This window comes from Kitasatospora sp. NPDC058492 (genome assembly GCF_042720685.1).
In the GTDB taxonomy this organism is placed as follows: Bacteria; Actinomycetota; Actinomycetes; order Streptomycetales; family Streptomycetaceae; genus Kitasatospora.
This window is the reverse complement of record NZ_JBHXMU010000049.1, coordinates 41,430-64,193: the sequence shown is the minus strand read 5'-3', so window position 1 is coordinate 64,193 and position 22,764 is coordinate 41,430. Positions and strand designations below refer to the sequence as shown.

The 22,764-nt window shown below is 72.8% G+C and carries 23 protein-coding genes and 1 tRNA gene; 9 read left to right on the top strand and 15 right to left on the bottom strand.

Going from position 1 to position 22,764, the window contains the following annotated elements; translation table 11 throughout:
* The first annotated feature begins 30 nt into the window (after nucleotides 1–30).
* Nucleotides 31–624 carry an NUDIX hydrolase gene (locus ACFWPI_RS28175; RefSeq protein WP_380380091.1) on the top strand — a complete coding sequence of 198 codons (594 nt, stop codon included), beginning with the start codon at nucleotides 31–33 and terminating at the stop codon, nucleotides 622–624.
* Here the strand turns inward: ACFWPI_RS28175 and ACFWPI_RS28170 are convergent.
* Nucleotides 614–1,837, bottom strand: coding sequence for a hypothetical protein (locus tag ACFWPI_RS28170; protein WP_380380092.1), 1,224 nt, complete (start codon nucleotides 1,835–1,837; stop codon nucleotides 614–616). The two genes, ACFWPI_RS28175 and ACFWPI_RS28170, sit on opposite strands and share 11 nt — an antisense overlap.
* Nucleotides 1,838–1,982: 145 nt before the next feature.
* Between ACFWPI_RS28170 and ACFWPI_RS28165 the strand changes: the two genes are divergently transcribed.
* Nucleotides 1,983–2,375: a CU044_2847 family protein gene (locus tag ACFWPI_RS28165; RefSeq protein ID WP_380425118.1), complete on the top strand. Its 393-nt coding sequence runs from the start codon at nucleotides 1,983–1,985 to the stop codon at nucleotides 2,373–2,375.
* A gap of 120 nt (nucleotides 2,376–2,495) precedes the next feature.
* On the opposite strand, the gene ACFWPI_RS28160 is transcribed toward ACFWPI_RS28165, so the two are convergent.
* Nucleotides 2,496–2,569, bottom strand: a tRNA-Thr gene (locus tag ACFWPI_RS28160).
* Between the two features lie 284 nt (nucleotides 2,570–2,853).
* Here ACFWPI_RS28160 and ACFWPI_RS28155 point away from each other — a divergent pair.
* The 3 genes from ACFWPI_RS28155 (at nucleotide 2,854) to ACFWPI_RS28145 (ending at nucleotide 5,472) form a co-directional block, all read left to right on the top strand.
* The gene (locus ACFWPI_RS28155) at nucleotides 2,854–3,945 is read left to right on the top strand and encodes a sn-glycerol-3-phosphate ABC transporter ATP-binding protein UgpC (RefSeq protein ID WP_363375151.1); all 1,092 of its coding nucleotides are present in this window, start codon (nucleotides 2,854–2,856) and stop codon (nucleotides 3,943–3,945) included.
* A gap of 195 nt (nucleotides 3,946–4,140) precedes the next feature.
* A complete protein-coding gene (locus ACFWPI_RS28150) occupies nucleotides 4,141–4,584 on the top strand; it encodes a hypothetical protein (protein WP_363375150.1) in 444 nt (147 codons plus the stop codon).
* A 96-nt stretch (nucleotides 4,585–4,680) separates the two neighbouring features.
* Nucleotides 4,681–5,472: a nucleotidyltransferase family protein gene (locus ACFWPI_RS28145; RefSeq protein ID WP_363375148.1), complete on the top strand. Its 792-nt coding sequence runs from the start codon at nucleotides 4,681–4,683 to the stop codon at nucleotides 5,470–5,472.
* A gap of 97 nt (nucleotides 5,473–5,569) precedes the next feature.
* Here ACFWPI_RS28145 and ACFWPI_RS28140 read toward each other — a convergent pair whose 3' ends face one another.
* The 7 genes from ACFWPI_RS28140 to ACFWPI_RS28110 form a co-directional block, all read right to left on the bottom strand.
* Complete coding sequence (locus ACFWPI_RS28140; RefSeq protein ID WP_380378029.1) at nucleotides 5,570–7,168, bottom strand: DoxX family membrane protein; 1,599 nt, start codon at nucleotides 7,166–7,168, stop codon at nucleotides 5,570–5,572.
* Between the two features lie 252 nt (nucleotides 7,169–7,420).
* Nucleotides 7,421–8,413 (bottom strand): 23S rRNA (guanosine(2251)-2'-O)-methyltransferase RlmB, encoded by a 993-nt coding sequence (gene rlmB / locus ACFWPI_RS28135; protein WP_380378030.1) that lies wholly within the window; start codon nucleotides 8,411–8,413, stop codon nucleotides 7,421–7,423.
* Between the two features lie 135 nt (nucleotides 8,414–8,548).
* Complete coding sequence (gene cysS, locus ACFWPI_RS28130; protein WP_380378032.1) at nucleotides 8,549–9,958, bottom strand: cysteine--tRNA ligase; 1,410 nt, start codon at nucleotides 9,956–9,958, stop codon at nucleotides 8,549–8,551.
* Nucleotides 9,959–10,052: 94 nt separating this feature from the next.
* Nucleotides 10,053–10,445 carry a PPOX class F420-dependent oxidoreductase gene (locus tag ACFWPI_RS28125; RefSeq protein ID WP_063348796.1) on the bottom strand — a complete coding sequence of 131 codons (393 nt, stop codon included), beginning with the start codon at nucleotides 10,443–10,445 and terminating at the stop codon, nucleotides 10,053–10,055.
* Nucleotides 10,446–10,591: 146 nt separating this feature from the next.
* Entirely contained in the window at nucleotides 10,592–11,113 is a 522-nt protein-coding gene (gene ispF, locus ACFWPI_RS28120; protein WP_350878367.1) for a 2-C-methyl-D-erythritol 2,4-cyclodiphosphate synthase, read from the bottom strand.
* Nucleotides 11,103–11,828 (bottom strand): 2-C-methyl-D-erythritol 4-phosphate cytidylyltransferase, encoded by a 726-nt coding sequence (ispD, locus tag ACFWPI_RS28115; RefSeq protein ID WP_107452910.1) that lies wholly within the window; start codon nucleotides 11,826–11,828, stop codon nucleotides 11,103–11,105. Before ispD ends, ispF begins: the two co-directional genes overlap by 11 nt.
* Before the next feature lie 311 nt (nucleotides 11,829–12,139).
* Nucleotides 12,140–12,622: a CarD family transcriptional regulator gene (locus tag ACFWPI_RS28110; RefSeq protein ID WP_030244332.1), complete on the bottom strand. Its 483-nt coding sequence runs from the start codon at nucleotides 12,620–12,622 to the stop codon at nucleotides 12,140–12,142.
* A 428-nt stretch (nucleotides 12,623–13,050) separates the two neighbouring features.
* Here ACFWPI_RS28110 and ACFWPI_RS28105 point away from each other — a divergent pair, with 428 nt between their 5' ends.
* Nucleotides 13,051–13,716, top strand: a complete 666-nt coding sequence (locus ACFWPI_RS28105; RefSeq protein WP_380378033.1) for a DUF461 domain-containing protein — start codon at nucleotides 13,051–13,053, stop codon at nucleotides 13,714–13,716.
* 109 nt (nucleotides 13,717–13,825) lie between these two features.
* Here ACFWPI_RS28105 and ACFWPI_RS28100 read toward each other — a convergent pair whose 3' ends face one another.
* Both ACFWPI_RS28100 and ACFWPI_RS28095 read right to left on the bottom strand, forming a co-directional pair.
* On the bottom strand, nucleotides 13,826–14,521 hold the full coding sequence (locus ACFWPI_RS28100) for a response regulator transcription factor (protein WP_030061050.1): 696 nt from the start codon (nucleotides 14,519–14,521) through the stop codon (nucleotides 13,826–13,828).
* Nucleotides 14,522–14,523: 2 nt separating this feature from the next.
* Nucleotides 14,524–15,936, bottom strand: a complete 1,413-nt coding sequence (locus ACFWPI_RS28095) for a sensor histidine kinase (RefSeq protein WP_380378035.1) — start codon at nucleotides 15,934–15,936, stop codon at nucleotides 14,524–14,526.
* Between the two features lie 307 nt (nucleotides 15,937–16,243).
* On the opposite strand from ACFWPI_RS28095, the gene phoU reads away from it, so the two are divergent.
* On the top strand, nucleotides 16,244–16,924 hold the full coding sequence (gene phoU, locus ACFWPI_RS28090; RefSeq protein WP_063348792.1) for a phosphate signaling complex protein PhoU: 681 nt from the start codon (nucleotides 16,244–16,246) through the stop codon (nucleotides 16,922–16,924).
* A 230-nt stretch (nucleotides 16,925–17,154) separates the two neighbouring features.
* Nucleotides 17,155–17,334, top strand: a complete 180-nt coding sequence (locus ACFWPI_RS28085) for a hypothetical protein (protein WP_063348791.1) — start codon at nucleotides 17,155–17,157, stop codon at nucleotides 17,332–17,334.
* 115 nt (nucleotides 17,335–17,449) lie between these two features.
* Here ACFWPI_RS28085 and ACFWPI_RS28080 read toward each other — a convergent pair whose 3' ends face one another.
* Complete coding sequence (locus tag ACFWPI_RS28080) at nucleotides 17,450–18,040, bottom strand: lytic polysaccharide monooxygenase (RefSeq protein ID WP_363375136.1); 591 nt, start codon at nucleotides 18,038–18,040, stop codon at nucleotides 17,450–17,452.
* Nucleotides 18,041–18,322: 282 nt separating this feature from the next.
* Complete coding sequence (locus tag ACFWPI_RS28075) at nucleotides 18,323–19,081, bottom strand: phosphoglyceromutase (protein WP_063348789.1); 759 nt, start codon at nucleotides 19,079–19,081, stop codon at nucleotides 18,323–18,325.
* A 149-nt stretch (nucleotides 19,082–19,230) separates the two neighbouring features.
* Here ACFWPI_RS28075 and ACFWPI_RS28070 point away from each other — a divergent pair, with 149 nt between their 5' ends.
* Complete coding sequence (locus tag ACFWPI_RS28070; protein ID WP_380378037.1) at nucleotides 19,231–20,589, top strand: MDR family MFS transporter; 1,359 nt, start codon at nucleotides 19,231–19,233, stop codon at nucleotides 20,587–20,589.
* A gap of 22 nt (nucleotides 20,590–20,611) precedes the next feature.
* On the opposite strand, the gene ACFWPI_RS28065 is transcribed toward ACFWPI_RS28070, so the two are convergent.
* On the bottom strand, nucleotides 20,612–21,124 hold the full coding sequence (locus ACFWPI_RS28065) for a YbjN domain-containing protein (RefSeq protein WP_380378039.1): 513 nt from the start codon (nucleotides 21,122–21,124) through the stop codon (nucleotides 20,612–20,614).
* Nucleotides 21,125–21,243: 119 nt separating this feature from the next.
* Entirely contained in the window at nucleotides 21,244–22,614 is a 1,371-nt protein-coding gene (mshA, locus tag ACFWPI_RS28060) for a D-inositol-3-phosphate glycosyltransferase (protein WP_380378071.1), read from the bottom strand.
* Between the last annotated feature and the right edge of the window lie 150 nt (nucleotides 22,615–22,764).

Here is a 22,764-nt window from a genome sequence, read left to right as displayed (position 1 = left end):
TGCGGCCCTACGACGGCAGGTAGGAGCATGATGCCCACGGACTCTCAGGACCTCGCCTCGCCCGCACCGATCCGACGCCGCCAGGCCGTCGAGGTCTTCGGGAACCGCTTCGGCCGGCTCTACAACGACGAGGTCGTCGCCCCGGGCGGCACGGCCGGCAACTACCTCCGGTGGCAGTGGTCGCAGACCGGCGTCGTCGTGGTGGCGACCGGCCCCGACGGCATCGCGCTGGTGCCCTCCTACCGCTACCCGGTCGGCGCCGCCTCGCTGGAGTTCCCGCGCGGCGGCTGCGAACCCGGCGAACCCCCGGAGGAGGCCGCCGCGCGCGAGCTCAGGGAGGAGACCGGCCTCATCGCCTCCACCGTGGAGAGCCTCGGCCTGATCCACGCGGACACCGGCCTGATCGAGAACGGCATCCACGTCTGCCGCGCCACCGTGCTCCCCGGAGGCACCGCCACCGCTCGGCCGGAGGCCATGGAATCGGTGACCGACCCGGTCTGGGTCTCCCCCGACCTGATGGCACGCTGGCTGCGGCAGGGCCGGATCACCTGCGGCGTCACCCTGGCCGCCTTCGCCCTCCTCCAGGCCTACCCCGACCCGCAGACGGCGGCCGTCAGAGGGTGACCACCCGCTCGAAGGGGTCGAGCTCGCGCAACGGCCGCGGCTGTGCCCGGCGCTGCGGGTCCGGGACAGCCGCACCCGGGCCGTTCACCACGTGGAGCGACAGGTCGCGAACGCCGTCGGCCGCCGGGGAGACCACCTCCAGGCCGGCCCCCAGCCGACCGGCGACCGGGTCCTCGTCCAGCCCGAAGCGCATCAGCCGGACCTCGCCCCGCAGGTGCTCCCACGCCAGGCCCCCGACGCGGCGGAAGGTGCGCTCGAACGCCTCCAGCGTCCACGAGCTGAACTCGTCGACCGCCGAACGCAGCACCGCCGTGTCCGGCTGGATCCCCCGGCGCAGCCGCCCCAACTCCGCCACCAGGGCCACCCGGGAGGGCTGCTCGATCGCCTCGAACACCACCTCCACCGGGAGTTGGGACAGCAGCAGGTTGTCGAGCAGCACCGCCGGGAACCCCGCGTACTCGACGAGTCGCCGGCTCCGGAAGACCGGAATGGTGCCCTCGCCGTCGCGCGGGCCGGCCATGCCGACGCCCAGGGCCTGCGGCAGCGCCCGCCGGTAGGACTCGCCGGCCCAGTCGTCCACCGACTGGAGCACCAGGACGAGTTCGGCGCTGCCCCCGGGGCGCGCGCTCCGGTAGACGGCCAGCCAGTCCCGGAGTTGCTTGTAGAGCAGCGGATCCTGCTCGGCGACCCAGGCGCGCGCGGCTTCGAGGGCCTCCCGCGCGCTCCCGGCGAAGTCCCGCTCGGCGGCCTCGATCCGCGCCAGGACACCGGACTTGAACGCGGCGGCGACGGCCGACCCGTCGTACGGCTCCGTGTGCGCGGACGACACCTCGGTCAGCCGCTCCACGTAGGGGACATCGGGCGCGTTCTCCACGCCCTCGGCCCGGTGGACGTCGCTGATCCGGTGCAGGGTCCCGCCCGCCCGCAGCGCGACCCGCAGCCGGCCCGCCTCCAGGAGAGCGCCGAAGTCCGAGAGCGCCGCCGTCCCCGGGGACCAGCGGACCTTCCGCGCCTCCTCGGCGTCGACGAGCGCCCGGAAGTACCTGTTGTTGAGGCCCTGCGAGTCGCCGATCAGCAGGGTGTCGGCGAAGAGGACGTGCAGCAGGACCCGTGACCGCAGGTCCGAGGCCCGGTCGATCGGCGCCGCCGCGTGCGGCTCCACATCGGAGAGGTAGATGTGTTCGGTACCCGCCGCCCGCTGTCCCATATCCATGGCCTGCCACCCTTCGGCGCCCGATACAGTTCCCCTCGCGAAGAAGAAGGATAGGCCCACGGCCCGGGCCGGCCACCGGTTTTCCGGCAATTCGACCCCGGCAACGGCACCCCTTGGAGGAGAAATGTCGGAGCTTGTCCAAGTAGTGACGCCCGAGGGGACATTCTGGGCCCGCATCGAGGAGCAGCGCGGCCCCAGGGACGTCGCACTGCGCCGCCCCAGCTACCAGCTGGACGACCTGGCGGGCACGCTCCAGACCGTGGTCGGCAACGTGCGATCCGGCCTGCGGGCGGCCGCCCCCGACGAGTTCACGCTCGAATTCGGAATCGAGCTCTCCGTCAAGACGGGAGTCCTCGTGAGCGCGGTGACGGGAGTCGACGGAAAGGCCAGCCTGAAGGTGACGGCGACCTGGCGGAAAAACGGCGAGACCGCCCTTTCCGGCCCGCCGAACGAATCCGAGGAATCGGAGGAGTCCGACGACTCGAACGAATCCACCGAACCCGGCGAACCGGCCGAATCCGCACCCGAAACCGGCTGACCGACCGCCACGCACCACCCGACGGCCCGCGGCACGCCCCGGCAACGACGAAGGGCCAGCTCCTCCGGATCACTCCGGTGAGCTGGCCCTTCGGGCGCCGGTCGCATCGCTTCCTACGCGAGCCCCCTGTCGGGTTCGAACCGACGACCCCCGCTTTACAAGAGCGGTGCTCTGGCCAGCTGAGCTAAGGAGGCACGGTGACCGTCCGCGAGGGATCACGGCGGCACCGGGGGCAGTCTACCGGGCCCGGTAGGTGGGGTGGGGGGATATCCGGGGGTTGGCGGGGTGGGGTGGGCGTGATGGAACCGATGCCGAAATCGGGCGGGCTGGGGGCTGACAAGCGGCGGAGGCGCAGGTAGCGTCGCCCGGAGTCGGTTCGTGAGGTGGTTCAGACCACTGGGCGGGCTGACGGAGACGAACGAACGCCCCTTTACTCGGATCGTCCGGCACGTTCCTGCCGGTGAAGGAGAGAACAATCATGGCTTCTGTCACGTACGAGCAGGCGACCCGCGTCTACCCCGGGGCGGACAAGCCCTCGGTGGACGCGCTGGACCTGGAGATCGCGGATGGCGAGTTCCTCGTGCTGGTCGGCCCCTCGGGCTGCGGCAAGTCGACCAGCCTGCGCATGCTGGCCGGTCTGGAGGACGTCAACAGCGGCTCCATCCGGATCGGTGACCGGGACGTCACGCACCTGCCGCCGAAGGACCGGGACATCGCCATGGTGTTCCAGAACTACGCGCTGTACCCGCACATGACCGTCGCCGAGAACATGGGCTTCGCGCTCAAGATCGCCGGCGTGAACAAGGCGGAGATCCGCACCAAGGTCGAGGAGGCCGCGAAGATCCTCGACCTGACGGAGTACCTGGACCGCAAGCCGAAGGCGCTGTCGGGTGGTCAGCGGCAGCGTGTCGCGATGGGCCGCGCGATCGTGCGCCAGCCGCAGGTCTTCCTGATGGACGAGCCGCTGTCGAACCTGGACGCGAAGCTGCGTGTCTCGACCCGTACCCAGATCGCCGGCCTCCAGCGCCGCCTGGGCATCACGACGGTGTACGTCACCCACGACCAGACCGAGGCGCTCACCATGGGCGACCGGGTCGCGGTGCTCAAGGGCGGCGTGCTCCAGCAGGTCGACACCCCGCGCAACATGTACGACCGGCCCTCCAACCTGTTCGTGGCCGGCTTCATCGGCTCGCCCGCGATGAACCTGGTCGAGGTGCCGCTGGTGGACGGCGGCGTGAAGTTCGGCGGCTCGGTGGTCAACGTCTCGCGCGACGACCTGGCCGGTGCCGGCACCGACAAGTCGGTGACGGTCGGCATCCGCCCGGAGCACTTCGAGATCGTCCCGGCGGGCGGCATCGAGGGTGTCGCGGTGACGGTGAACGTCGTCGAGGAGCTCGGCTCCGACGGCTTCGTGTACGGCACCACCAAGATCGGCGGCGAGGACAAGGAGCTGGTCGTCCGCGTGCACGGCCGGCAGATCCCGGCCCGCGGCGAGACGATCCACGTCGTGCCGATCGCCAACGAGACCCACGTGTTCTCGACTAGCTCGGGTGCCCGCCTGAGCAGCTGAGCACGGCGCGCCCTGCCGGTCGGTCGACCGGCGGGGAAAGCCGGCACGACGGAGCCCGTCGGACCATTCCTGGTCCGGCGGGCTCCGTCCGTACACCCCCACGTCAACACGGTGTGGGGACGAACCCGGACACGGTGTCACTCGATGGTGTCACGGAGGGCGATCCGGCTCGTACCCACCGCTACTCTCCTGAGGGTGAAGCAGCTTGTACGCCGTATCGGCCAGACCGTCGCCCTGACCCTGCCGGTCCTCCTGGTGACCACCGGCACCCTCGCCGTGACCCGGGTGCCATGGGCCCCGCCGACCAACCTCGACCAGCAGGTCGTGGCGGCGTCCAGTGGTGACGGCGCCGGGATCGGGCGTTCCGCCACCGCGGGCACGTCCCCGGACGGGCTCGCCCCGCAGGAGTCGCTGCGGGTGGTGCTGCTGGACGAGCTGCGGGCGAAGAACCCGTCCGCCGCGCTGGACCTGCTGGAGCGCTCGATGCGCGAGCAGCCGTCGCTGACGCCGTACTGCACCTCGCTCGCCGGCGAGCTGGGCAAGGCGGCGGTGCGCAAGTACCAGGGCGACGTCCAGCGGGCCCGGTCCTTCGCCCGCCCGGTCTGCGACGGGTCGTTCGCGGCGGGCATCGCCGGCTGACCCGGCAGCTGACCCGCAGGCCGGCCCGACGGCCGCGGGCCGACGACGCCCGCGGGCTCGGGCTCCCGGCCCCGGTGGGCGTCCTATTGTTCAGGCATGACCGCTGACTCCGGCCCCACCGCCGATCCCGCGTCCCCGCCGACCCACCCGTCCCGGCCGACCACGACGCCCGTCACCCAGGCCGTGATCCTGGCCGGCGGCCAGGGCTCGCGGCTGCGGCCCTACACGGACGACCGCCCGAAGCCGCTGGTCGAGATCCCCGGGACGGGCACGCCGATCCTCGGCCACCAGCTGGCCTGGCTGGCCTCCGAGGGCGTCACCGACGCGGTGGTCTCCTGCGGGCACCTGGCCGCCGTACTGGAGGAGTGGCTCGACAAGGCGGACCTGCCGCTGCGCGTGCGCACGGTGGTCGAGGAGGAGCCGCTCGGGCGCGGCGGCGGCCTCAAGTACGCGGCCAAGGCGCTGCCCCGCCCGGACGAGCCCTGGTACGCCACCAACGGCGACATCTGGACCCGGTTCAGCCTGCGTGACATGGCCGCCTTCCACCACGAGCGGGACGCCGTCGCGACGCTCGCGCTGGCCCGGCCGCGGATCCCGTGGGGGGCGGTGGAGACCGACCAGTTCGGCAACGTGCTGGACTTCATCGAGGCGCCGCCCTCGCCGTTCCTGATCAACGCCGGGCTGTACGTGTTCAGCCCGGAGTTCGCCGAGCTGCTGCCGGATGTGGGCGACCACGAGCGCACCACGTTCCCGCAGCTGGCGCGTAGCAAGCGACTGGCGGGCTACCAGCTGCCGCAGGGCGTGTACTGGCGTGCCATCGACACCGCGAAGGACCTCACCGAGGCGGCCAAGGAGCTCGCCTCCGGGGCCGGCCGCTCACCGCGGTAACCGCCCCCCCCCCCCGGCGCCCCCGTCTCCCCCGGCGCACGACGATCGGCCGGGTGCTCCCGCCTCGGAGCACCCGGCCGATCGCGTCCGCGGGCCGTCAGGTGGACGTGGGCGCCCCCGGACGGGAGGAGCGGGCGCCGCCGGACAGGTCGGCGAGCGGGCCGCTGCCCAGCACCCCGCCGAGCAGCCCGGGGCTCGCCCCGGAGCTCGGGCTGGGCTTGGACGCCGCCCCCGTTCCGGCGGGGGCCGGGGTGCTGCGCTGGGCGGGCGAGGAACCGGCCGACGGCGCGGCGGCGGACGGCGCGGCGGGGGACGGGGTCGTGCCGGCCCCGGTCTCCGCCTTGGCGGAGTGCCCCTTGCCGCTCGGCGTCGGGCTGCCCGGGCGGGTGGCCGGGGCGGAGGAGGGCGGGGTGGTCGGGCCCGGTGTGGGGGTGGCCGGGCGCGGGGCGGGCGAGGGCGAGGTGGACGAGCCCTGGCCGCCCGGGGTGCCGGTCGGGGCGCCGCCGGGCCAGACCGGCGTGCCGTAGTCGGTGGCCGGACGGGCCGGCGCCTGGTGCGTCCGGGCCCCGGTGCGCACCGCCGCGCCGAGCATCGAGCCGAGCAGCAGGGTCGCCCCGACCACGACCGTGGTGACCACCGTGCCGCGGCGCAGCACCCGGCGGCGCAGCGCGGCGGGCGCGTCGGCGCCGTAGCGCCGCCAGGCCTCCAGGTTGAGCCGCCCGTCCAGGGAGGCGAACGGCGCTCCGGCGATCAGCAGCGGGCTCCAGGCCGCCAGGAAGATCAGGTCGGGGGTGTCGTAGACCGGTACGGCCCGCCAGCTGACGGTGAACAGCAGCGCGGCGGAGAGGAGCATCGCCGCGCCGGCCGCGAGCCGCTGCCAGAGGCCGAGGACGGTCAGCACGCCGACCACGACCTGGGTGAACGACACCACCAGGCCGGCACCGACCGGGTGCGCCATGGCGAAGGCCAGCAGCGGTTCGGCGACCTTCCAGGGGTGCAGCGAGGCGAGCCAGCGCATCATCGAGCCGCGCTCGCCGCCGTCGAAGTAGACCGGGTCGCAGAGCTTGCTGAACCCGGCGTAGACGGACAGCGAGCCGAGGACGGCGCGCAGCGGCAGCAGGACCAGGCCGAGGTCGACCCGGCGGCCGGGGTACCAGGGCGGCTTGCCCTCGGCGGCCGTCGCGGAGACCTCGGGCAGCTCGCCGCTCGGGGTCCAGCCCTGCGGTGCGCCGACCGGGCCGATGCCCGCGTCGGTGGCGGTGCCGGCGCCCTCCCGCGGCTGGCGCGGGACGGTCCGGGCGCCCGAGTAGGACGGGATCACCCGGGTGTCCGACATGCCCGGGCCGCCGCCGTCGGGCCCGGAGCCGGTGAGCCGGACGGCGTCCAGCAGCTGGGTGGCCGCGAGGTCCCCGGGGGGCGCCTGCCCGGTCCAGGTGACGGCGGTGACCCGGCCCTTGCGGCGCGGCGCACCGCCCCCGGTGGCCCCCGCGAGCGCCGGGACGGCGGAGGCGGGCACGACGACCTGCGGGGTGACCAGCGGACGGCGGATCAGGCCCTGGTTGGCGTACGGGTCGCCGAACGCGGCGCCGGTGGACAGCAGTCCGGCCGGGGCCTCGATCAGCGGCGCCACCGGGGCGCCGAGCCGGAGCCGGAAGCTCGCCTGGGTGATGCTGAGGCGCGCGGGGTCGGACGGCACCTTGACCGTGTCAAGGCCGGGGCCCGCGTCTATCCCGGTGCTGCCGCCGCCGAACAGGGGGCGCCGAGGTGTTCTGGTGTCCACGCCCGTCTAACCGGGTGACCACCGCTTAGGACACTCTCCCGAGTGGATGTCCGGCGCATACTTGAAATGATCATGAGAAAAGCGATCGGGCCTGGTCGGGCCCGATCGCTTTTCACTCGGATTGCGGAGAATTCAGAAGTTCCCCTGCGCCCCGCACACCGGCTGTGCTCAGCGCTTGGCGCGCAGTCGCGCGGCCTCGTAGAGCACGATGCCCGCCGCGACACCGGCGTTCAGCGACTCGGTCAGCCCGGACATCGGGATCCGCACCCGCATGTCGCAGGTCTCCGAGACCAGCCGGGACAGGCCCTTGCCCTCGCTGCCCGCGACGATCACCACCGGGCCGGTCAGCAGCTCCAGGTCGCCCAGCTCGGCCTCGCCGTCGGCGGCCAGGCCGACCACCATGAGGCCGGCCTTCTGGTAGGCCTCCAGGGTGCGGGTGAGGTTGGTGGCCCGGGCGACGGGCAGGCGGGCGGCCGCACCGGAGGAGGTCTTCCAGGCACCGGCGGTCATGCCGGCCGCGCGGCGCTCGGGGATGACCACGCCGTGCGCGCCGAAGGCGGCGGCGGAGCGGACCACGGCGCCGAGGTTGCGCGAGTCGGTGACGCCGTCCAGCGCGATGATCAGCGCGTCCTGGCCCGAGTCGGAGGCCGCGACCAGCAGGTCGTCGGGGTGCGCGTACTCGTACGGCGGCACCTGGAGCACGAGGCCCTGGTGGTTGAGCCCGCCGGTCATCTGGTCCAGCTGCGGGCGCGGGGCCTCCATCAGCGGGATGCCGCGGTCGTTGGCGGCCTGGAAGGCGTCGCGGACGCGGTCGTCGGTGTCGACGAACTGCTGGACGTACAGCGCGGTGGCCGGGACGCCGCCCTGAAGGGCCTCGACGACCGAGTTGCGGCCGAAGACGAGCTCGGCGCTGCCCGCACCGCCCCGGCCGCCGCGACCGGCGCCGCCGGCGCGGCGCATGCCGGCGCGGGCCTTGGCGTCCCGCTCGCGCTTGACCGCGGCGTTGGCGGCGCGCTGCTTCGGGTGGCCCTTGCGCTCCGCTCCGGGCGGGGTCGGGCCCTTGCCCTGGAGCGCCTTCCGGCTGTGGCCGCCGGTACCGACAGACGCGCCCTTCTTCGATCCGGGGTTGCGGCGGTTCCTGCGCTGGCTGTTGCCGGCCATGGCTGTACTTCCTGTCTGTCCGGCATGCCCGGCCGCCCCGTTCTGTCCGGCGGCGGCCGACTGCATGCGCTACGTCATGCGGGAGGGCCGCACCGGTCCGGTACGGCCCACCCTCACCCCGATCGTCAGATGGGGTTACTGGCTGTTGATCGTCCAGCGCGGGCCGGACGGGGTGTCCTCGATCACCAGCCCGGCCAGGCCGAGCTGGTCGCGGATGGCGTCCGCGGTGGCGAAGTCCTTGCGCTGACGCGCCGCCTGCCGCTGGTCCAGGACCAGGCGGACCAGCGAGTCGACCACACCGTGCATGCTCTTCATTGTCCCAGGCTCGCCGCGCTCCGCCCCGACCCACTGCGGGTCGAGCGGGTCGAGACCCAGCACTCCGAGCATCGCACGGACCTCGGCCAGACGCGCCACCGCGTTCTCCTTGTCGTCCGCGTTCAGGGCGCTGTTGCCCTGGCGGACGGCGGTGTGCACGACGGCGAGCGCCTGCGGAACGCCCAGGTCGTCGTCCATCGCCTCGGCGAAGGCCGGCGGCACCTCGGGGGCGGCGTCGACCGCCCCGCAGCGCTCGACGGTGCGCTGGATGAAGCCCTCGATCCGGCCGAACCCGGCCTCGGCCTCGCGCAGGGCGTCCTCGCTGTACTCGATCATCGAGCGGTAGTGCGGGGTGCCCAGGTAGTAGCGGAGCACGATCGGACGCCAGCGCTGGACCATCTCGGAGACCAGCACCGAGTTGCCCAGCGACTTGCTCATCTTCTCGCCGGCCATGGTGACCCACGCGTTGTGCACCCAGAAGCTGGCGAAGGCGTCGCCGTAGGCCTTGGACTGGGCGATCTCGTTCTCGTGGTGCGGGAAGATCAGGTCCAGCCCGCCGCCGTGGATGTCGAAGGCCGGGCCGAGGTACTTGTGGACCATCGCCGAGCACTCCAGGTGCCAGCCCGGCCGGCCGCGGCCCCACGGGGTCTCCCAGCTCGGCTCGCCCGGCTTGGCGGCCTTCCACATCGCGAAGTCGCGCTGGTCCCGCTTGCCGGTCTCGCCCTCGCCCTCGGGCTGGCGCAGGTCGTCGAGCTTCTGGTTGGAGAGCGCGAGGTACTCCGGGTACGACTTCACGTCGAAGTAGACGTTGCCGTCGGCCGCGTAGGCGTGGCCCTTCTCGATGAGCCCCCGCATCATCTCGACCATCTCGGGGATGTGCCCGGTGGCCCGCGGCTCGACGGTCGGCGGCAGGCAACCGAGCGCGGTGTAGCCGTCGTTGAACGCCCGCTCGTTCTCGTAGGCGATCTGCCACCACGGGATGCCGAACTCGCGCTCCTTGGCGATCACCTTGTCGTCGATGTCGGTGACGTTCCGGGCGAAGGTGATCTGGTAGCCGCGGTAGGCGAACCACCGCTGCATGATGTCGAAGTTGAGACCGGACCGGATGTGCCCGATATGAGGCGCCGACTGGACGGTAGCGCCGCACAGGTAGATCGAGACACAACCCGGTACAAGCGGGACGAAGTCGCGTACCTGGCGGGTGCTGGTGTCGTACAGGCGAATGCTCACAGCGTCAAGCGTAGTGGGCAGGAGGGGGTGCCCCGCGACATTCCCCGGGAATGATATGCAGCACTCCCGGGGAACCACGGGCCGCACGGGCCGGTCAGATGTTGCCGACCACCTTGCGCGGGCTGAGCCGGACGACCACCCGGACGTCGTCCGGGCCGTCGAACCCGTACTCCTCGCCGCGGTACTTGCGGGACAGTTCGTTGATCAGCTCCCGGCCGCCCTCGGTGGTCATCGTCGCCGAGCCGCGCACCTCGACGTACTCGTACGGGTTCTCCGGCGGGTTGACCACGAGCGAGATGCGCGGGTCCCGCACCAGGTTGAGGTGCTTGCGGCGGCCCTGGACGGTGGAGAACAGGATGTCGTCGCCGTCCCGCGTGACCCAGACGACCGAGGACTGGGGGCTGCCGTCGGGCTGGATCGTGGACACCACGGCAAAGCTCTTGCGGTCGAGCAATTCCTTGGCGGGGCCTGAGAGTTCGACGCCCATCGAGAACCTCTTCTCATCGTCGGCGGTACGGCCCGAGGGGAAGCCCCGCCCGGGCCCGAAACCGCACACTACCGACCGATCCACCGCCACGCCGGGTGAACACTCGTCAGGGCCCGCCCATTCCGGCCCTGCCGACCGCGCCCGGCTCAACGCCGTTCGTACACCAGGGCCGTGGCGATCGCGGCCAGTCCCTCGGCCCGACCGGTCAGGCCCAGGCCGTCCGTGGTGGTGCCGGACACCGACACCGGCGCACCGGCCGCGGCCGACAGCGCGGCCTGCGCCTCGGCCCGCCGCTTGCCGATCTTCGGCCGGACGCCGACCACCTGGACCGCGATGTTGCCGATCTCGAAGCCCTCCGCGCGCACCAGCCGGGCCGCCTCACCGAGCAGCTTCACCCCGGACGCGCCGGCCCACTCCGGCCGGTCGGTGCCGAAGTGCGCGCCCAGGTCGCCGATCCCGGCGGCCGAGAACAGCGCGTCGCAGGCCGCGTGCGCGGCGACGTCGGCGTCCGAGTGCCCGGAGAGCCCGACCCCGGCGTCCGGCCACTCCAGTCCGGCCACCCAGAGCGGGCGGCCGGCCTCGAAGGCGTGCACGTCGGTGCCGATGCCCACGCGCGGCAGCACGGGGGCCGGGGCCCGGTCGGCGGGCGTCAGCGGGTCAGTAGGCATCGGCGGCCCTCCGGCGGGCGAGTACGGCCTCGGCGAGCACGAGGTCCAGTGGACGGGTGACCTTGAACGCCTCCTCGTGGCCGGGCACCACGACGACCTGGCCGCCGTAGCGCTCCACCAGGCCCGCGTCGTCGGTGACCGGCGGCGCGTCGGCGGCGCCCGCGGCCTCCTCGGCCAGCGCCTTGGCGTGCACCCCGACCAGGGTGGCCCGGTCGAAGCCCTGCGGGGTCTGGACCGCGCGCAGGGTGGCCCGGTCGGGCGTGTCGAGCACCGGCTCGGGGCGGCCCGGGTTCGGCTCGACCCGCTTCACCGTGTCGGCCAGCGGCACCGCGGGCACCACCGCCCCGGCCCCGGCCCGGACGGCGGCCGCCACCGCGTCCACCACCTCGACCGGGACGAGCGGGCGGGCCGCGTCGTGCACCAGGACGATCTCCACCTCGGCCGGGATCGCGGCCAGGCCGAGCCGGACCGACTCCTGGCGGGTGGCGCCACCGGCGACCACCCGGATGTCCTTGCCGTCCAGCCCGTGGCTGTCCAGCAGGGCGACCACCTCGGCCACCCCGTCGGCGGGCGCGGCGACCACGACCAGGCCGACCGCCCGGCTGCGGGCCAGCGCCCGCACGGCGTGCACCAGGAGCGGCACGCCGCCCAGTTCCCGCAGGGCCTTCGGGGCACCGGGCCCCAGCCGCTCACCGCGTCCGGCGGCGGGCACCACTGCTGCTGCGACTGCTGCTGAGGCGTTCAGGTTTCACTCCTTCGGAGAAGTGGGTATGGCCTTGGCGTGCCCGGCGGGCGCTACGGGCCCCTTCCGAAGAATTACGGTCCAACCGTCCGCCGCACAATCCCGCAGAATCGGTCTTGCAGGACGGAAAACGGTCTTGCCGGGCCTGGACCGGCTCGGGGCGGGGGCGTCGTCCGGACACGCCTCAGCGCCCGAAGTGCCACTGCACCACCCCGGGACGCTTCGTCCTGGGAGCGGCGCGCCGACACCGGGCGCTGTGAGCGGTGGGCGGCAGCCCGACTGCGCTACGAGGCCAGCACCTCGTCGAGCAGCGTCTCCGCCTTGTCCTCGTTGGTGTTCTCCGCCAGCGCGAGCTCGCTGACGAGGATCTGGCGCGCCTTCGCGAGCATCCGCTTCTCGCCGGCCGAGAGGCCGCGCTCGCGCTCACGGCGCCAGAGGTCGCGCACAACCTCGGCGACCTTGATAACGTCGCCAGAGGCGAGCTTCTCCAGGTTCGCCTTGTAGCGACGGGACCAGTTGGTCGGCTCTTCGGTGTACGGTGCGCGCAGCACCTCGAAGACCCGGTCCAGACCCTCCTGGCCGACTACATCGCGCACGCCGACGAACTCCGCGTTCTCAGCGGGCACGCGGAGCGTCAGGTCTCCCTGCTGCACCTTGAGCACCAGGTAGGTCTTGTCCACACCTTTGATCTGGCGAATTTCGATGGCCTCGATCAGCGCGGCCCCGTGATGGGGGTAGACCACCGTGTCGCCAACCTTGAACGTCATGTGACAGGACCCCTTCCGTGGCTTTCCAGAATAACACGCTTTTCAGCGCACCCGAAGGGCGTTTTCGCAGGTCAGGGCCGGTCTCGGGGCTTGACAAGGACCCCCATGACGTGCTGCGACCGGTGTTCGAGGAGGGCTTCCCGCAGGTCGGAGGCGGTTCCAGCGTTCGGCGAAACCTTGCGCAACACCCTGGAAACCATGATTGGATCTTGGGTTTTCACCGTTTATCGGGCCGTATCCACATCGTTATTCGATCTTGGTCGAAGCTTGTCCCGAGAGTGACCCGGACACGCCACAAGTGCGGCCGGACGGCCGCCCCGCGAACCCCGGGAGTGCGACACGGGGACCACCCCGTGAGGAGCGCATAAGTGAGGTCGATAATCTGAGACCTGACCTATCGACACGTTGACTTAGGAGAAGCCGCCGCCGTGAGCCGCAGCCTTCGACGCGGCAGCATCGCCGCCATCGCCGCCATCGCCATCGCCTCGCTGTCGTCCTGCGCCGCCGGCAACACGCCGGACACGCTGCAGGTCAAGCCCGACAACGCGGCGGCAACCCTCGGAACGAACCTTCGGCTGAACAACATCGTGGTCGTCACCGGGGACGAGTCCTCGGGCGAGCACAACGGTCCCGCCAACGTGACCGTCAACATCGCCAACACGGGCAGCACCCCGGCGGAGCTGCAGTCCATCACCGTCGGCAACGGTGCCACCGCCGCGTTCTCCGACGCCGCGGGCGCCCCGCTGTCCACCATCGTCGTCCCGGCCGGCGGCGCCGTGGCGATCGGTGGCACCGGCAACCCGTCCGCCAAGGTCGCCTCGGTCGGCGTCCAGGTCGGCGGCTTCACCCCCACCTCGTTCACCTTCAAGGACGGCCAGAAGGTCGACGCCCAGGCCGGCGTGAGCCCGAACGCGGGCCTCTACAAGGGCTTCGGCCCGACGCCGGCCCCGGCGGCCGCTCCCACCAAGGGCGCCACCGCCGCGACCACCCCGGCCGCCGGCACCACCACCCCGGCCGCCCCGGCCACCACCGGTACGCCCGCACCGTCCGGTTCCGCCACCCCGGGTGCCACCCAGTCCGTCGGCGCCCACTGACGCACCACCCGGCGTCCGGCGAGCCCTCCCGGGCCTGCCGGACACCAACGCGAAGGCCCCCTCCGGCGACTGCCGGCGGGGGCCTTCCGCGTCTGTCCGCGCCCGCGGTTTACGGCTCGAACTTGTAGCCCAGGCCGCGGACCGTGACCAGGTAGCGCGGGGCGCCCGGGTCCGGCTCGATCTTGGCCCGCAGGCGCTTCACGTGGACGTCCAGGGTCTTGGTGTCGCCGACGTAGTCCGCGCCCCAGACCCGGTCGATCAGCTGCATGCGGGTGAGCACCCGGCCCGCGTTGCGCAGCAGCATCTCCAGCAGGTCGAACTCCTTCAGCGGGAGGTCGACCTTGGCGCCGTCCACGGTCACCACGTGCCGGTCGACGTCCATCCGGACCGGGCCAGCCTCCAGGGCACCCGGGCCGCCGCCGTTCTCGCCGGCACCGCCGTCCTCACCGCGGCGGCGCAGCACCGCCCGGATCCGGGCGACCAGCTCACGGGTGGAGTAGGGCTTGGTGACGTAGTCGTCCGCACCTATTTCCAGACCGACCACCTTGTCGATCTCGCTGTCCTTGGCGGTGACCATGATCACCGGCACGTTGGAGCGAACCCGCAGCTGACGGCAGACCTCGGTGCCCGGCAGGCCCGGCAGCATCAGGTCGAGCAGGACGAGGTCGGCGCCGTTGCGCTCGAACTGCTCCAGGGCGTCGGGGCCGGTGGCGGCGACAGCCACCTCGAAGCCTTCCTTGCGGAGCATGTACGAGAGGGCGTCGCTGAACGACTCCTCGTCCTCGACCACCAGTACTCGGGTCACGATCAGGCCTCCGGGGCAAGCTGGGGGGTTGTGTCTGACAGGGGGTGTTCCCGCTCCCCCGTGGGGAGCGGACGGTCCGTGCGGCCTGTGGTGGCCGTCCGGTCCGTGGTGAGGGTTCTGGTGGGCGCGGCGGCGGCGCCACGGCTGCCGGTGGCATCGCGGGCGCCGGTGTCGTCGGTGTCGTCGAGGTCGTCGGCCTCGGGCGCCTGCCCGGCGGGCAGGCGGATGGTGAAGGTCGAGCCCTGGCCCTCGACGCTCCACACCGAGACCGTACCGCCGTGCGAGGCGGCGACGTGCTTGACGATGGACAGGCCGAGGCCGGTTCCGCCAGTCGCCCGGGAGCGGGCCGGATCGACCCGGTAGAAGCGCTCGAAGACGCGCTCGCGGTCCTTCTCCGAGATGCCGATGCCCTGGTCGGTGACCGAGATCTCGATCAGCTCGCCGTCCGCCTCCCCGAGCGCCGCGGCGCTGGAGATCCGGCGGGTGGCGATCGCCACCCGGGTACGGGGCGGACTGTAGTTGACGGCGTTCTCGACCAGGTTGCCGAGTGCCGCGGCGAGCTGGCCGCGGTTGCCGTGCAGGTAGAGCCCGGCGATGCCGCCGGCCGTGATCAGGATCTGCTTGGCGGCGGCCTGCTGGCGGCAGCGGTCGATCGCCTCGGCGATCAGCTCGTCCACCGCGACGGGCTCCGGGTCCACCATCAGCCGGTCGTCCTGCACCCGGGAGAGGTCGATGATCTCCTGGACCAGGCTGGCCAGCCTGGTCGCCTCGATCTGCATCCGGCCGGCGAAGCGCTGCACCGCCTCCGGGTCGTCGGACGCGTCGGCGACCGCCTCGGAGAGCAGCGACAGGGCGCCCACCGGGGTCTTCAGCTCGTGGCTGACGTTGGCCACGAAGTCCCGGCGGACCGCCTCCACCCGGCGGCGCTCGGTCTGGTCCTCGACCAGCACCAGCACCAGCCGGGAGCCCAGCGGGGCGACCCGGACGGAGACCGCGAGCGGCTCGCCCGCACGGGCCACACCGGGGCGGGGCACCTCCAGTTCGACCTGGCGGATCTCGCCGTCCCGGCGGGTGGCGCGCGCCAGCGAGAGCATCTGGTCCACGGCGACCGCGCCGCCGCGCACCAGTCCCATCGCGTACGCCGCGGAGCTGGCCTTGACCACCTCGTCGCCCTCGCCCAGCACGATCGCGCAGGAGCGGAGGACGGAGAGGACGGTGTCCACCCCCGGCGGCAGCGGGGGCTCCGGGGTGCCGGCGCCCAGCCCTTGGTGCCGACCGTGGTGTCTGCTGCTGGTGCCGCCGTACCTGCCCCTGGCCTGCTCGCGCTCGCTCCAACGGAAGGCGATGGAGGCCGTGAGGCCGACGCCGAGCCCGGCTATGGCGCAGGCAGCGGCGGCGGCCACGTTCACGTCCATGTGGCCAGCGTAAGCGCACGGCCAGGGCACTCCCCAAGGGCCCGATCAAGGCATCGGCCACGCGTTGCCGAGAATTCACCTTCACGTGGCCGCTGATTCACCACACCGGCCGTGCATCGTCGCCCGGACGGCCCAGAGTTGGCCATGCAGCCCGTGTGGGAGTGGGCGGCGGGCCGAACCACCGGCCGCCGTCTCAGGTGTGCGCGTACGATTCGCGCCACCAGCAGCGGTCACCCGGACGACAAGACGATCGTCGGACGGGCCGGCCGGTCGGCACCGCCACCGACACAGCTACTGAGGAGAGAGCATGCGCGACGCGTACCACGAGGAACTCGATGCGATCGGCGACAGCCTGGTCGAGATGGCCCGACTGGTCGGCTCGGCCCTGGGCCGGGCCACCACCGCACTCCTCGACGCGGACCTGGCGCTGGCGGAGAGCGTGATCGCCGCCGACGAGAAGATCAACGACCTCCACCACGAGCTGGAGAACCGCGCGATCGACCTGCTCGCCCGCCAGCAGCCGGTCGCCACCGACCTGCGCATCGTCGTCACCTCGCTGCGGATGAGCTCCGACCTGGAGCGCTGCGGCGACCTCGCCCGGCACGTCGCCAAGGTCGCGCGGATGCGCTACCCCGACTCCGCCGTGCCCGGCGACCTGCACTCCACCGTCCTGGAGATGGGCCAGCTCGCCCAGCGCCTGGTGGCCAAGACCGGCCTGGTGATCGCCACCAAGGACGTCGACAAGGCCCTGGAGCTGGAGCAGGACGACGACGCGATCGACTCCCTGCACCGCGAGCTGCTGTCGCACCTGATCGACGACCGCTGGCACCACGGCATCGAGACCGCCGTCGACATCACCCTGGTCGGCCGCTACTACGAGCGCTTCGCGGACCACGCGGTGTCGGTCGCCAAGCGCGTGGTGTACCTGGTGACGGGCGAGCACGTGGCCGAGTTCGTGGCCTCCTCGGAGGCCGCGGCGGCGGAGTGACCTCGTGCGGGTGCGGTGCGGCCGCCTCGGGGCTCGGCAGCTTGGGACTCGGGGCTTCAAGGGGCGGCCGCTCCCCCCACAGGGTGAGTAAACCTGCGACAGGGGTGGTGGGGGCGCACGACGACCCGTACATCCCACCACTGCGCGCCCGTTGACGCTCCCTCCGATCGGCGGCTTCACTCGACGTTGGGGGCACAGGACTGTGCCCGTCACTAGGAGGGAACAGCTCGATGAAGGCCAACCCCACCCGACCGGCACGCGCCCACGAAACCGTCGAGCCGCCCACCCCGAAGCTCCTGCCCGTCCTCGCGGCCGGCTGCGGCTGCGGCCCCGGCTGCGGCTGCGGCTGCCAGTCCGGCGCGCCCTGCCAGTGCGGCGGCGCGGACGGCGGCTGCTGCGGCGGCCACTGAGCGGTCCGCCGCCGAGGAGTTCCCGAGGTGCACGGCCTTCCGTCGGCCGTGCACCTCGTTGCGCGTCCTGGTGCCGCGCGTTCGCGGCACGGCGTCCGCCGTGCCGCCCCGGGCGTCAGAACTGGACGTCGGTGCAGGAGTAGAAGGCGTTCCCGGTGTCGGCGATCGTCCAGACCGAGACCACGACCTGGTGGCCGGTGCGCCCGCTCGGGACGGTCGCGGTGTGGCTGAGCGTGCTGGGCACCTGCTTCCCGCCGTACGGGGCGATCAGGAAGGGCGTCAGGTCCAGGCTGTCCCGGGTGACGGGCTGGCTCGCGTCGTAGCCCGGCTTGGTCAGGTAGTACCGGAAGTCGGTGGTCGCGTGCCGGGCGGTGAACGTCCAGGTGAAGGTGAGCTGCTGCCCCGCCGTCACCGCGGTGGTCGGCCAGGCGCCGCCGTGCGGGTCGTCCAGCTCGGCGAAGCGGGAGTTGCCGCCGGCGCAGATGGTGCCGTCGGCGGGCCCGGCGTTCGGGAAGCCCTTGGGGCCCTCGACGCTCTGCGGCTCCCACTGGATGTCGCCGCAGTCCCACGACACCCCGCCCGCTCCGCAGAGCGCGGCCCTGCTGGGCGGCGTCGAGATGTACCCGTGGGACTGCGCCGGGACGGCGAGGGTGAGCGGCACCGCGAGCGCGGCGACCACCGCCCCGACGATGTGACGTGTGCGCATGATGCTCCTCCGTGGGGGTGGATGGAGAGTGCGCCGGGACGCAGACGCGCGCGCGTGGGGGTGCGGCGGCCGGGACGGGGAGATCCTTGGCATGCCTGCGGCAGTCCGGCGCCCTCACCGTAGGAGCGGACTCCGCCACCCGTCAATGGTCTGAACCACTATTGGGACGAGCCCGGATCCGACCGCCGAATCCGACCTCAACTCGGCTTCCGCACAGGCCGGTTGAACGACGAAGGCCCCGCCCCCGGCGAACCGGGAGGCGGGGCCGTGTCGGCAAGTGGCTTACTTCTTGCCCTGGTTCTTGACCGCCTCGATGGCCGCGGCGGCGGCGTCGGCGTCGAGGTAGCGGCCGCCCTTGGTGACGGGCTTGAAGTCGGCGTCGAGCTCGTACACGAGCGGGATGCCGGTCGGGATGTTCAGGCCCGCGATGGCCTCGTCGGAGATGCCGTCGAGGTGCTTGACCAGCGCGCGCAGGCTGTTGCCGTGGGCGGTGACCAGGACGGTCTTGCCGGCGGCGAGGTCCGGGACGATGGCGTCGTACCAGTACGGGAGCATCCGGTCGACGACGTCCTTCAGGCACTCGGTGCGCGGACGCAGCTCGCTCGGGATGTCCGCGTAGCGGGCGTCACCGGCCTGCGAGTACTCGGCGTCATCGGCCAGCACCGGCGGCGGGGTGTCGTACGAGCGACGCCACAGCTGGAACTGCTCCTCGCCGAACTCGGCCAGGGTCTGGGCCTTGTCCTTGCCCTGGAGCGCACCGTAGTGTCGCTCGTTCAGGCGCCAGCTGCGGCTGACCGGGATCCAGTGGCGGTCGGCCTTGTCCAGGGCGATCTGCGAGGTGCGGATCGCACGGCGGAGCAGCGAGGTGTGCAGCACGTCCGGGAACAGGCCCTCGGCGGCCAGGAGCTCGCCACCGCGCGCGGCCTCCTTCTCGCCCTTCTCGTTGAGGTCGACGTCGACCCAACCGGTGAACAGGTTCTTCTGGTTCCACTGGCTCTCGCCGTGGCGGAGCAGGATGAGTCGGTACGTCGTGTCAGCCATGGCCCCCAGCTTAGTGGAGGCAGGAAAAGCGCTGGTCCGGACCTACGGCAGATGTGTAATGTGTGCACCTCCTATCTGACACTTACATACGTCGGCTGACCGGACCTGCCCGTGCCGCTCGGCGGACGCCTGCCCCGGGAGCCCCCCACATGCCCGTCGCCCTGTTCACCAACCCCCGGATCCGAAGGCTGATACAGGAGACGGTGGGCGGGCTACCACGGGAATTCTGGTGGCTCTGGGTGAGCACGCTGGTGAACAAGCTGGGCGCTTTCGTGCTCACCTTCCTCGCGCTCTACCTGACCACCAACCGGGGCTACTCGGCCTCCTACGCGGGCCTGGTGGCCTCCCTCTACGGCCTCGGCTCGGCGGTCGCCGCGATCGGCGCCGGCGTGCTGACCGACCGGATCGGCCGACGCCCGACCCTGGTCGCCGCCCAGCTCGGCACCGCGCTGTTCACCGCCGTACTCGGCTTCACGGACGGCCAGGTGGCGATCGCCACGGTGGCCTTCCTGGTCGGCCTCTGCAACAACGCCACCCGACCCGCGACCTCGGCGATCATCGCCGACCTCGTCCCGGCCGAGGACCGGGTCCGCGCGTACTCGCTGAACTACTGGGCGATCAACATCGGCTTCGGCCTCTCCGCCGCCGTGGCCGGCCTGATCGCCACCCACGGCTACCTCACGCTCTTCCTGCTCGACGCGCTCTCCACGCTGGTGTGCGCGGTGGTGATCTTCATCCGGATCCCCGAGACCAAGCCGCAGGAGTCACCCCGGCACGGGAAGGGGGCGGACGAGCCGGCGATCGGCCTCGGCGCGGTGTTCCGGGACGGGCGGTTCATGGCCGTCGTCGGGCTCAACCTGCTGCTCGCCCTGATCCTCCAGCAGGGCAGCACCACCCTGGCCGTCGACATGGGCGCCGCGGGCATCAGCTCCACCGAGTACGGGCTGGTCATCGGCCTGAACGGGCTGCTGATCGTGGTGCTCCAGATCCCGCTCACCCGGTGGATGGAGACCCGCTCCCGGACCGCCATGCTGATAGCCAGCTGCCTGATCACGGGCTGGGGCTTCGGGCTGGCGGCGCTGGCCGGGTCGTCCGCGTGGTTGTTCGCCCTCTCGGTGGCGGTCTGGACGGTCGGCGAGGTCCTGAACGCGCCGACCATCATGGGCCTGGTCGCCGAACTGGCGCCGACCCACGCGCGCGGCCGCTACCAGGGCGTCTACTCGCTCTCCTGGTCGCTCGCCTCGTTCCTCGGCCCGGCGATCGGCGGTCTGCTGCTGCAGTACGCCGGCTCCGCGGTGCTCTGGGTCGTGTGCGGGGTCTGCGGCACGGTCGCGGCGGCCGGGCACGTGGTGCTCGGGCGGCGCACGGACGCGACGGCGGGCCGCGCCGGGGCGGTGACGGAGGTCGCGGTGCCGGAGGCCGCAGTGACCGAGGTCGCGGTGACCGGGGTGACGGCGACGGAGGAGACGGTGCCCGCTGCCGAGGAGAAGGCTCCGGCGGGCATCTGAGGACGCCGCCCCCGCTGCCGGGTCAGTGGGCCGCCGGGGCGGCCAGGTGCGCGAAGGCGGCCAGGTTGCGGGTGGACTCCCCGCGCTTGGTCCGCCACTCCCACTCGCGCCGGATCGCCGAGGCGAAGCCCAGCTCCAGCAGGGTGTTGAACGGCTCGTCGGCGTTCTCCAGCACCGTCCCGAGCAGCCGGTCCACGGCGTCCGGGGTGAGCGCCTCCAGGGGCAGGCGGCCGGCCAGGTAGACGTCGCCGAGCGGGTCGATCGCGTACGCGACGCCGTACAGCCGGGTGTTGCGCTCCAGCAGCCAGCGGTAGACGGCCTCGTGGTTCTCGTCCGGTCGGCGGATCACGAAGGCGTTCACCGACAGGGTGTGGTCGCCGACCCGCAGCGCGCAGGCGGTGCTCAGCTTGCGGGTGCCCGGGAGCATCACCACCAGCGTGTACGGGTCGGTGGCGGCGGGCTCCCAGGCCGCTCCGGCGTCGTCCAGGGCGGTGCGCAGGAGGGTCAGGGCCTCGTCCTTGGTGCGGGTTGCCATGGGGGTGACGTTACTCGGCGGTACCGGGGGCGCGCACCAGCGGTGCGGGCCCCCGGCCGCCGTGGTCGGGCCGCAGCCGACTCGTGGTCCGGCCGCATCAGGCCCCGGTCAGGCCCCGGTCAGGCCAGCCGCCGCCGGGCGGCGGCCAAACGGCCGGCCGGGCGGGCCAGGCTGCCGGCGTACACCTCGGCGGTGCCGGCCGCGGCGGTGTCCCAGCCGAAGCCGGCCGCGTGCCGGGCCGCCGCCGCGCCGCGCCGGGCGACCAGAGCCCGGTCGGTGACATACGGCTCCAGCGCGTGCGCCCAGGCCACCGGGTCGTGGCCGTGCACCAGCGTGCCCGTCTCGCCGTCCCGCACCGCGACCGGCAGGCCGCCGACCGAGGCCGCCACCACCGGGGTGCCGCAGGCCTGCGCCTCCAGCGCGACCAGCCCGAAGGACTCGCTGTACGAGGGCATCACCAGCGCCGTCGCCGCGCGGTACCACTGCGCGAGCTCGGCCTGGCCGACCGGCGGGTGGAACCGCACCACGTCGCTGATGCCCAGCTGGGCGGCGAGCTTGTGCAGGCTCTCCGGCCGGGCCAGTCCGGTGCCGGACGGACCGCCGACCACCGGCACCAGCAGGTGCTCGCGCAGCCCCGGGCGGCGCACCAGCAGCTCGGCGACCGCCCGCAGCAGCACGTCCGGGGCCTTCAGCGGCTGGATCCGGCCCGCGAAGAGCAGCACCGCCGCGTCCTGCGGCAGGCCCAGCCGGGCCCGGGCGGCGGCCCGCGCCGACGCCCCGCCGGGGCGGAAGACGTCCAGGTTGACGCCTGGGTGGACGACGGCCAGCTGGTCCGGCCGGGCGGCGTAGTGCAGCGCCAGCTCGGCGGCCTCCTCGGTGGTGTTGGCGATCAGCCGGTCGGCCGCCTCGACCACCTGGGTCTCGCCGATCACCCGGGCCGCGGGCTCGGGCGTGTCCCCCTCGGCCAGCGCGGCGTTCTTGACCTTCGCCATGGTGTGCATGGTGTGCACCAGCGGCACCCCCCAGCGCTGCGCGGCCAGCCAGCCGACCTGCCCGGAGAGCCAGTAGTGCGAGTGCACCAGGTCGTAGTGGCCGGGGCGGTGGCCCGCCTCCGTCCGCAGCACCCCGTGGGTGAAGGCGCACAGCTGGGCGGGCAGGTCCTCCTTCAGCAGGCCCTCGTACGGGCCGGCGGTGACGTGCCGGACCAGCACGCCGGGGGCCAGCTCGACGGTGGGGGCGTCGTCCGAGCAGATCGCCCGGGTGAACACCTCGACCTCGATGTTGAGCGCGGCCAGGCGCTTGGCCAGCTCGACGATGTAGACGTTCATCCCGCCGGCGTCCCCCGTGCCGGGCTGGTGCAGCGGCGAGGTGTGGACACTCAGCATCGCTATCCGGCGCGGGCGGCGGCGGCCCGGGACGAGCGACTGGAGCCGGCCCCGCGCGGGCGCGGCGGGCTGGGCACGGCGTACCGAACGGACGGGGTGCTGGATCACCTGGCTGAAGCCTCCTCTGTGCGGCCCGTCTCGGCGGCCCGCGCACGGGCCGCCCGCTGTCCGGTGTGCGCTGCCCCGTCCCGGGCACACATCACCACCAGACAGCCAACCACCCGGCCCGCGTCCGGCATTCCCGGTCCGGCGGAC